The sequence below is a fragment of the Treponema sp. R80B11-R83G3 genome, from assembly GCF_054786115.1.
The window spans coordinates 1-555 of sequence record NZ_BDHF01000425.1 but is presented as its reverse complement, the minus strand read 5'-3'; the positions used below and the strand labels follow the sequence as shown (position 1 = coordinate 555).

Genomic DNA, 555 nt, shown 5'->3' with positions numbered 1-555 from the left:
GTACTTATTCGCTCCCAATAACATTAGTTCAGACACGCAACATTATCCCCGCTCCAGAGTCGCCACCCCCTTAAAGCCTAAAGGTTAAAATTGCTCCGTTCCGCTGCGCTCCACTCCGCAATTTTTCCGGCAGAGACCGCCCTTTTTTGTGCGGACATTCGATATGCTATCCTAAAAATCTGGATAAACAGGAACAAAAAAGTATGGCAAGGGCAAACTGTAAAATTTAATAAAAATGAAAACACGGCATAATAACAACAGGCAAACTTCGCACCCATGCCCAACATCGTGTTGGGCATGGGCATGAAAAAAAAAGCTAATCCTCACGCTTTTTTTTTCTAAGATAATTCCAAAAGGGCATTAAACAACGGCGTACCGCCGGACGTGTTTTAACACAACAACAAAATAAAACGCCATACTTTTTTGTCTAAAATTATAGGCAAAAAGAAAATAAACAAAAGGCACAAAAAACCCCGGCAACCCGCCCATCACAAAATGCCGCAAAACACGCATTATAAAACCCGTGTGGGCAAGTCGCAGTACGCCCCACCCGCC

1 protein-coding gene is annotated in these 555 nt (G+C 43.4%); it reads right to left on the bottom strand.

The window, feature by feature from the left end; translation table 11 throughout:
• Positions 1-360: 360 nt before the first annotated feature.
• The coding region (locus ACYVRH_RS14260; protein WP_461257536.1) for a hypothetical protein at positions 361-555 on the bottom strand (195 nt) is incomplete at its 5' end.